This window comes from Elstera litoralis, from assembly GCF_000963705.1.
In the GTDB taxonomy this organism is placed as follows: Bacteria; Pseudomonadota; Alphaproteobacteria; order Elsterales; family Elsteraceae; genus Elstera; species Elstera litoralis.
In genome coordinates, this window is the sequence record NZ_LAJY01000388.1 from 1 (window position 1) to 7,017 (window position 7,017).

At 63.0% G+C, this 7,017-nt stretch carries 9 protein-coding genes and 1 pseudogene; 8 read left to right on the top strand and 2 right to left on the bottom strand.

The window, feature by feature from the left end:
* The first annotated feature begins 81 nt into the window (after positions 1-81).
* The 5 genes from VZ95_RS14160 to VZ95_RS14180 all read left to right on the top strand — a co-directional run bounded on the left by VZ95_RS14160 (position 82) and on the right by VZ95_RS14180 (position 4,573).
* A complete protein-coding gene (locus VZ95_RS14160; RefSeq protein WP_198148307.1) occupies positions 82-531 on the top strand; it encodes a ribbon-helix-helix domain-containing protein in 450 nt (149 codons plus the stop codon).
* Positions 532-683: 152 nt separating this feature from the next.
* Positions 684-1,526, top strand: a complete 843-nt coding sequence (locus VZ95_RS14165) for an N-acetylmuramoyl-L-alanine amidase family protein (RefSeq protein WP_045776434.1) — start codon at positions 684-686, stop codon at positions 1,524-1,526.
* 139 nt (positions 1,527-1,665) lie between these two features.
* Positions 1,666-3,240 carry a DUF2491 family protein gene (locus VZ95_RS14170; RefSeq protein ID WP_198148309.1) on the top strand — a complete coding sequence of 525 codons (1,575 nt, stop codon included), beginning with the start codon at positions 1,666-1,668 and terminating at the stop codon, positions 3,238-3,240.
* Positions 3,240-3,653 carry a DUF350 domain-containing protein gene (locus tag VZ95_RS14175; protein ID WP_045776436.1) on the top strand — a complete coding sequence of 138 codons (414 nt, stop codon included), beginning with the start codon at positions 3,240-3,242 and terminating at the stop codon, positions 3,651-3,653. The genes VZ95_RS14170 and VZ95_RS14175 overlap by 1 nt, the downstream gene beginning before the upstream one ends.
* Positions 3,654-3,673: 20 nt before the next feature.
* Positions 3,674-4,573 (top strand): hypothetical protein, encoded by a 900-nt coding sequence (locus VZ95_RS14180; protein ID WP_232302669.1) that lies wholly within the window; start codon positions 3,674-3,676, stop codon positions 4,571-4,573.
* 75 nt (positions 4,574-4,648) lie between these two features.
* Here the strand turns inward: VZ95_RS14180 and VZ95_RS14185 are convergent, their stop codons facing one another.
* On the bottom strand, positions 4,649-5,101 hold the full coding sequence (locus VZ95_RS14185) for a hypothetical protein (RefSeq protein ID WP_045776437.1): 453 nt from the start codon (positions 5,099-5,101) through the stop codon (positions 4,649-4,651).
* A 158-nt stretch (positions 5,102-5,259) separates the two neighbouring features.
* Here VZ95_RS14185 and VZ95_RS14190 point away from each other — a divergent pair, with 158 nt between their 5' ends.
* The 3 genes from VZ95_RS14190 to VZ95_RS14200 are packed head-to-tail and all read left to right on the top strand — an operon-like array spanning position 5,260 to position 6,796.
* Entirely contained in the window at positions 5,260-5,523 is a 264-nt protein-coding gene (locus VZ95_RS14190) for a ribbon-helix-helix domain-containing protein (protein WP_045776438.1), read from the top strand.
* Between the two features lies 1 nt (position 5,524).
* Positions 5,525-5,863 (top strand): type II toxin-antitoxin system RelE/ParE family toxin, encoded by a 339-nt coding sequence (locus VZ95_RS14195; RefSeq protein WP_045776439.1) that lies wholly within the window; start codon positions 5,525-5,527, stop codon positions 5,861-5,863.
* 12 nt (positions 5,864-5,875) lie between these two features.
* Positions 5,876-6,796, top strand: coding sequence for a pyridoxal-phosphate dependent enzyme (locus VZ95_RS14200; protein WP_045776440.1), 921 nt, complete (start codon positions 5,876-5,878; stop codon positions 6,794-6,796).
* Here the strand turns inward: VZ95_RS14200 and VZ95_RS25695 are convergent.
* A pseudogene (locus VZ95_RS25695) lies at positions 6,791-7,017 on the bottom strand (primosomal protein N'); the annotation flags it as partial. The gene VZ95_RS14200 and the pseudogene VZ95_RS25695 overlap by 6 nt on opposite strands.

Sequence of the window (7,017 nt, forward strand, 5' to 3'; positions counted from 1 at the left end):
CTCAAGGCGTTYCCCTGAATAGGGCGTTTTTGAAATGAAGCGATCTTGTTCTAGGACAAATGACAATAGGAACCTCGGATAGTGACCACGAGTGATAGTGATGAAGGCGCCCGTCATCGCCGGACTGTAATCGTATCGGGGCGGCGGACGAGTATCAGCGTTGAAGTAGCCATTTGGGACGCGCTGACAGATGTTTGCAAGCGCGAGGAATGCACCCTCTCGGATCTCTTGACACTCGTCGATCAGCGTCGATTGGGGGCTAGTCTTGCCTCGGCCATTCGGGTTTTCTCGATTTTTTATTTTCGGGCGCTGGCAGGGCTGGGATCAACCGTGCCGCGCGCCGTGACGGGTTTGGCCGAAGCGCCCGCGCCTTTCGAAATCCCAACGACGGGTTTCCAGGGAATCGCGCCGCCGGTGGCGGGCGGGATTTCGTTGTTGGACCCGGTCTTGGAGGCGTTCGAAGCCAATCGCCGCGCGCGTCTGCAAGCGCTGGCCGAGGGCGAGGATGCGGAGGATACGGGGAACGACTAAGGTTAAGATGGGCCTGCAATCCCCTGTAGCGCCTCATGAAATCACGAAAGACCCACTTTGTTCCGATTGACGCCAAGCCGAGTATGACTTAGAAAAGTCAGTAGGTTATAGCGGAGTCTTGCTGCTTCATCGCAGCACAGAGGCCAGGGGTGATGTTTATGACGCTGGACCGGCGGCAGTTTTTGAAGCAGGCAATGCTTATCGGCGGGTCGGTGCTGATGGCCGAGGAGGCGTTTGCTCAGGCCGCCCAGCAACTGCTGACCAAAGCGTCGGCGGGCAAGAGCGCCGGGAACACCGCCCCGAAACCGGCGGTTATTCCGAAAAAAATCGTCGCGATCGATGCGGGCCACGGCGGTAAAGACCCGGGTGCGATTGGCGCGCACGGCACTTACGAAAAGCTCATTACGTTTGCCGTGGCGCGGGAACTCGCCCGCCAGCTTGAGGCGACGGGGCGCTATACGCCGATTCTCACGCGCCGGAACGATAGTTTTGTCGCGCTGGGGCAGCGGGTTTCCCTAGCGCGCAAGGCCAAATCGACGCTGTTTCTGTCGCTGCACGCCGATTCGATCCCGAATAACCCCGATGCGCGCGGTTTTTCGGTCTATACCCTGTCGGACAAAGCCTCGGATAATATGACCGCAGCCCTTGCTGACCGCGAGAATGCCGCCGATTTCGTTGGGGGGCTCGACCTGTCGCACCATTCGCGGCAGGTGAAAACCATTTTGCTCGACCTGATGCACCGCGAGACGACGAATAATTCGCTGGCGCTGGCCCATGCTACTTTGGCGAAAATGACCCCGGCCTTCCCGCCGCTGCAAAAGCCGCATCGGCAGGCGAATTTCGCCGTTTTACGCTCGCCCGACATTCCCTCCATCCTCGTGGAAATGGGGTTTCTCTCCAACCGCGACGATGAAAAAGCCCTGCGCGAGGACGCGTATCAGCGCAAACTCGCGAGTCGCCTAACCTCTGCCGTGGATGCTTTCTTCGCCGTCTAAGCGCGCGTTTAAAAATTGCGCAAAAAGATGAAGGTTTTCGGCGCGCGAGAGGTGCAAGACGCCGACCCGTTTCCTAAGTATAGTGCGCAGCGGCGGTTTGATCCGTCGGCACGGGCGTATGATAAGGGAGTGGGAACGGGTGAGGATCTTGCGTCACGGGCTAGCGATTTTCCTGGCCGCTCTCGTAGCCATTGCCCAACCTCTTCCGGCTTTGGTCGGCGCGCGGGCCATTGCCACCGCCCTCACGGTCGCCGCTCCCACCACTCTGGCGCTGTTGAGCCCGGACGCCGAGGCGCGCAGCCGCAGCAGCGGCGGCTATTCGCGCTCTAGCGGCAGCAGTTCGCGCACGCCCTCGTTTTCCGGCAGTGGCAGTTCGTCGGGCGGTTACAGCCGCCCCAGTGCGACCCCGAGTCCGCCGAGCCGCACGCCCTCGCTCTCCTCCAGCGACCGCGACGCCTCGCGGGCCGCGTCGCGCCAAGGGCTCTCGGATTTCCAGGCGAAACAGGCCCCTGCTGCCCCCCGAAGCGGCACCGGGAGCGTGCCGAATGCTGGGAGCGGCCCTTTCTCATCGAACAGCGGTGGCAGTTATACGACCGGCAGCGGTCTGCGCATTCCGCGCCAAACCCCCGCCTATCAGCAGTATACGCCGCCGTCCTACGCCGGGCCGTCGCGCTTCGGCATGATGGATGCGGCCATGCTGTTCTTCATGATGAACTCGCTCAGCACGCCCAGTCACGCCGCGTTCTTCCACAATCGTGCCCAAGACCCGAACTATCTCGCCTGGCGGGCGGAAGCCGATAAGCTCGCGCAGACCGACCCGGAGATGAAGGCCAAGCTGGCGGAAGTGGATCGGTCGATTGCCGCCCAAGCGGGCAAGCCGCGCGATCCCAACTATCTGCCGCCCGATGTGGTTGCGGACGAAAGCTCGGGTTTCGGCTGGGGCTGGGTGATCGTGCTGCTCGTCGTGGGCGGTGCCGTCTATTGGTTTATCCTGCGGCGGCGCAATAAGCCTGCCGCATCTGCGGAGAGCGATATGGGATCGACGCCTTTCGGCCTGGGCAAAAGCATTCTTCAGAATAAAATGTCCGGCAAAACCCCGTACCGGCCCGATTATTTGCGCTTGGGCATGGGGCTGACGCTCGACCCGTCCGCCTTCATTCTGTTGGGGCCGACCTCGCCGGTGCCGCGCCCGGCCAATGGCGGCGGCGTGGCAAGCGTAACGGCGATCAGCATGCTCGCGGGCGAAAAGGACAGCGCGACCGCGCCGACGCGCGCGTGGCTCACCATCGGCGAGCAAAGCTTCGTGGAAGTGGCGCTCTCGGCCCAGGGGCAGCCTGAGAATGCGCGCTATTTCGCGAAGATCGACGAAGTTTTCCCGGCGGATGCCGACGAATGGGCCTTTTGGCTGGCCGAGGAAGACGGGATGATCGGCTGGCCCGAGTTCCAAACCAAAGCAGGCCATACTTATGCGCGCCAATGGCTCCCCGGCGAGCGCCGCATTGCGCCGCGCCGCCTGTTGGAGACGCGCGAAACCCCCGATGGCGTCATGGAGCGCACCGTTGCCGCCATGCTCTACGCCCGCGATACCGGCCTGAAAAGCCCGGCGCCGGAGGCCGAATATCTGCTGGTCTTCGTTTCGGAAACGCCCGATGAAGCCTGGGTGGAACTCTACCTTGGTATCGATTTGCCCCTCTCAAGCTTGGGACTTGCCTAATGACCGATATTCTCGCCGGGCTCGCCACGGGCCTGCCGCTCTTGGTGATGCATTTTCTCGTCACTGCCGTTTTGCTGGTCGTCGGCGTCGGGCTGCACGCGCTGCTGACGCCGATGAAGGAGCGCGAACTGGTGGCTGCGGGCAATAGCGCCGCCGCCGTCAGCCTTTCCGCCGCAACCTTGGGCCTCGCGCTGCCACTGGCGGCGACCCTCGCCACGGCTCAAAGCGTGCTCGATATTCTCATTTGGGGCGCGATTGGCGTTGCCGTTCAGGTCGCCATCTTCACGATTGCCCGCCTGATTGCCCCGTCGCTGCCCAGCCGGATCGAAAAGGGCGATATGGCGGCGGCGATTACGCTCGCGGGCTGGCAATTGGCCATCGGTCTCTTAAACGCCGCCGCCTTGGTCGGCTAATTCACTCAGGGGAAGCAACCATGTTCGCCTTTATTAAAAATCTGTTGGGCGTGAAGGCCGATCAAGCGATTAAAACCGGCGTCGAAGCCTTGGTTCGCTGGGACCCGAAGGCCGCAACCGAGGCCGAGTTGCGCACGATGGAACAGCATCTCGACCAATTGGGCCGCGAAGTGGCGCAAGCGCGCATCGCCCTCGATAAGGAAGAGAAAGAGGCCGATGCTATCGTCGCCCTCTATAATCAGCGCCTCGCCGCCGCCGAACATTTGGGCGCGCAGGCCGCTGCCGAAACCGATCCGGCCAAAAAAGCCGCCGTCGAGAAAAGCCTCACCACTCTGCTCGATATGCTCGAACAAATGAGCCCCGATATCGAACGGGAAAAGCAGGATGCGGTCGATGCCGAAGAGTTTCTGCGCATGCTGGAACAGACCTACGCCGATGCCGGCAGCAAACTGCGCAACGCCCGCGCCGATCTGGAACGCGCTCAGCGCGATCTGAGCCGCGCCGAACAGCAGCGCGCCGTCGCCGACCGTCAGGCGGAAGCCGCCCGACGGGCCGCCGGTCTCGCCAGCACCACCGATGGTCTCGGCACCGCGCTAAAAGCCATGAAGGAAAGCGCCGAGAAAGAAAAGGTTTCGGCGGAAGCGCAGCTCGCCAAGGCAAAGCTGCTCTCGCTTGGCAAGCCGGAAAAAAGAAGACGCGAATATCGCGGCGGCTTTGGCTGCGGCGAGCGGGCGCGCTCCGGCGGGTCAGGTCGATGCCAATGCGCGGCTTGCGGCCCTGCGCGGCGTGCAGAAGGCGCTGCCATCGGGGTAAGGAGGCGCTGTTTCGTCGGGGACGCCGTCCCCCTCGATGCGCTTTGCGCGTCAAACGCGCAGGGACCCTGGACAAGGGGCTTGCCCCTTGTCGATCCCTCTACTTGAAGCGCAGTCCCGTAAATCGGGATTTCTAAGGGGCCGTAGCCCCTTAGATGGGGCGCGGGGCAAAGCCCCGCATCCTTACTCTTTCGGCGCGGTCCAAGGCTTTGCCTGCGGGGCGGGCGGCGGGGCGACGAAATTGGCGGGCAGGGCTTTCGGGCGGGTGCCGAAGCTATCGATGCAGGTTTTCTTGATGCCGGAATCGTCGATGGTGCCGCATTCCACCTTTTCGCGGATTTCGCGGAACCAGGGGCTGTTATTGATGAGCGCGGTATAGCGCTTTTCGGCGGCGGGGTTGCTCGGCGGGCCGTCCGGGCGGGCGTCGCTATCGGGAACGGCGAGCGCGGCGGGAACCGGCTTTACGGCGGGCGGCGTTGCGGGCTTCATCGGCACGATCACGGCGGCGGGTTGCATGCGCACGGCGGGGCGCGGCTGGGCTTCCAGCACATCGGCCCCGACCCAATTGAAGCCGAAGGCAAAGCCGGTGGACAGGCCGAGCACGAGGCCCCCGGTGATAATTCCTAACGCGCGCATCGGTCCGTCTCCCGTCTGGATCAGGCCCTAGTTTATCGGCGTCCTGGGATCGACTCCAGCGTGTATGACGCGATTGGGGTGGATTCTCCCACAACCCCGCCAAGGTTTGACAAGGCTTGGCCGATCTTTCATTCTGAAAACCAGAAGGAGAGCGCCCGATGAGCACCTTGAATATCTCAATGCCCGAGGCGATGCGGGAGTATATCGAAACCCAAGCCACGCGCGGCAATTACTCGGCCAGCGAATATGTGCGGCATTTGATCCGGGAAGATCAAAAGCGCCAGTCGGAGGACGAACGCAAGCTGCTGTGGGAATATCTCGCCCTCTGTGCGCAGGAACTCGATGAGGGGTTGGGCCGCGAGGTGACGCTAGAGGAGATTCTATCGGAGGGGCGGGCGCGGCGACGCCAGGAAGCCTCGTAACATGGCGCGGGTCATCGTCTCGCCTGAAGCGCGAAATACTCTCAAAAACATAGAATATTACTCAACCCAAAACTGGGGGGAGGCGCGTGCGATTGCCTATCTCCGTCAGATGTTTCACGCCTTCGATCTGCTGGCCGAAAACCCCGAGCTGGGCCGCTATCGCGCCGATCTGCCGCCGCCCTATCTGGCCTATTCGGTCGGCAGTCATTTAATCGTTTACCGCTACGATCAACCCTCCGATCAGGTGCAGCTTCTCTCGCTGTTGCACCCGGCGATGGATATTGCCACTCAAGTACGCGACCTGCTGACCCGGCGGCTGGCGCAGAAGCGCACCCCCTAAACGAGAGACCCCATGCCGCTCCACATAAAAACCCCGCTTCTCGCCTCTTCCGCGCTTAGCCTCGCGGCGGGCCGCTCGATTGCTTTGAAGATGGAAGCCCTGCAACCCTCCGGCTCGTTCAAGCTGCGCGGTATCGGCCATGCCTGCGAACATTATAAGGCGCGGGGCGCCCAGCGGTTTATCTCCTCGTCGGGCGGGAATGCCGGGCTCGCGGTGGCCTATGCCGGGCGGGCGCTGGCGGTTCCGGTGACGGTGGTCGTGCCGGAGACTACGCCCCTGCGGGCGCGTCAGCTTCTCGATTTGGAGGGGGCAGAGGTCATTGTTCACGGTGCCTCGTGGCAGGAGGCGAATGAACGGGCGCAATCGATGATCGGCACGGCAGACGCCTTCATTCACCCGTTCGATAATCCGCTGTTGTGGGAGGGCCACGCCAGTATGATCGATGAGGTGGCCGAAAGCGGCGCGCGCCCCGATGCGGTCGTTCTCACGGTCGGCGGCGGCGGGCTCTTGTCCGGGGTCGTTGAGGGCTTGCAGCGGAACGGCTGGGGCGACGTGCCCGTGGTGGCGGTCGAGACCCGCGGGGCAGCGTCTCTTGGCGCGGCGGCGGCAGCGGGCGAGCGCGTGACCCTGGACGCCATTACAACGATCGCGACCTCGCTCGGCGCGAAACAAATCTGCGCGCGGGCGTTCGCGCTTTTGGGGCAGCATCCTATTCGGCCCGTTCAGGTCTCCGACGCCGAAGCCCTGGACGCCTGCGCGCGGTTTCTCGACGATCACCGGGTTTTGGTAGAACCCGCCTGCGGGGCCAGCCTCGCCCTCGCTTATGGCGCAGCGAATATTCTTGCGCCGTTTAACACCGTTCTGATGATCGTGTGCGGCGGCAGTACGATGAGCCTCGCGCAAATGCAGGATTGGCAGCAGCGCGCCTCATAGGAAATTATACGGGTCGATATCCACGACCAGCTTTACTGGCTTCGGTAACTCGACCCGGCTGATCCAATCGCGGATCAAGCCCTGCGCCAGCTTCTCGCGCGGGGTTTTAATCAGGAAGCGCCAGCGGTAGAGGCCGCGCAGCATGAACAGCGGCGCGGGGGCGGGGCCGAGAATGGTGACATCCGGCGCGTGCGGTGCGGCCCGGCTCAGGCGGCGGGCGG

Coding starts and splice junctions, on each gene's coding strand:
- VZ95_RS14165 (WP_045776434.1), top strand. CDS start 684: ATGTTTATGACGCTGGACCGGCGGCAGTTTTTGAAGCAGGCAATGCTT.
- VZ95_RS14190 (WP_045776438.1), top strand. CDS start 5,260: ATGAGCACCTTGAATATCTCAATGCCCGAGGCGATGCGGGAGTATATC.
- VZ95_RS14175 (WP_045776436.1), top strand. CDS start 3,240: ATGACCGATATTCTCGCCGGGCTCGCCACGGGCCTGCCGCTCTTGGTG.
- VZ95_RS14180 (WP_232302669.1), top strand. CDS start 3,674: ATGTTCGCCTTTATTAAAAATCTGTTGGGCGTGAAGGCCGATCAAGCG.
- VZ95_RS14185 (WP_045776437.1), bottom strand. CDS start 5,101: ATGCGCGCGTTAGGAATTATCACCGGGGGCCTCGTGCTCGGCCTGTCC.
- VZ95_RS14195 (WP_045776439.1), top strand. CDS start 5,525: ATGGCGCGGGTCATCGTCTCGCCTGAAGCGCGAAATACTCTCAAAAAC.
- VZ95_RS14200 (WP_045776440.1), top strand. CDS start 5,876: ATGCCGCTCCACATAAAAACCCCGCTTCTCGCCTCTTCCGCGCTTAGC.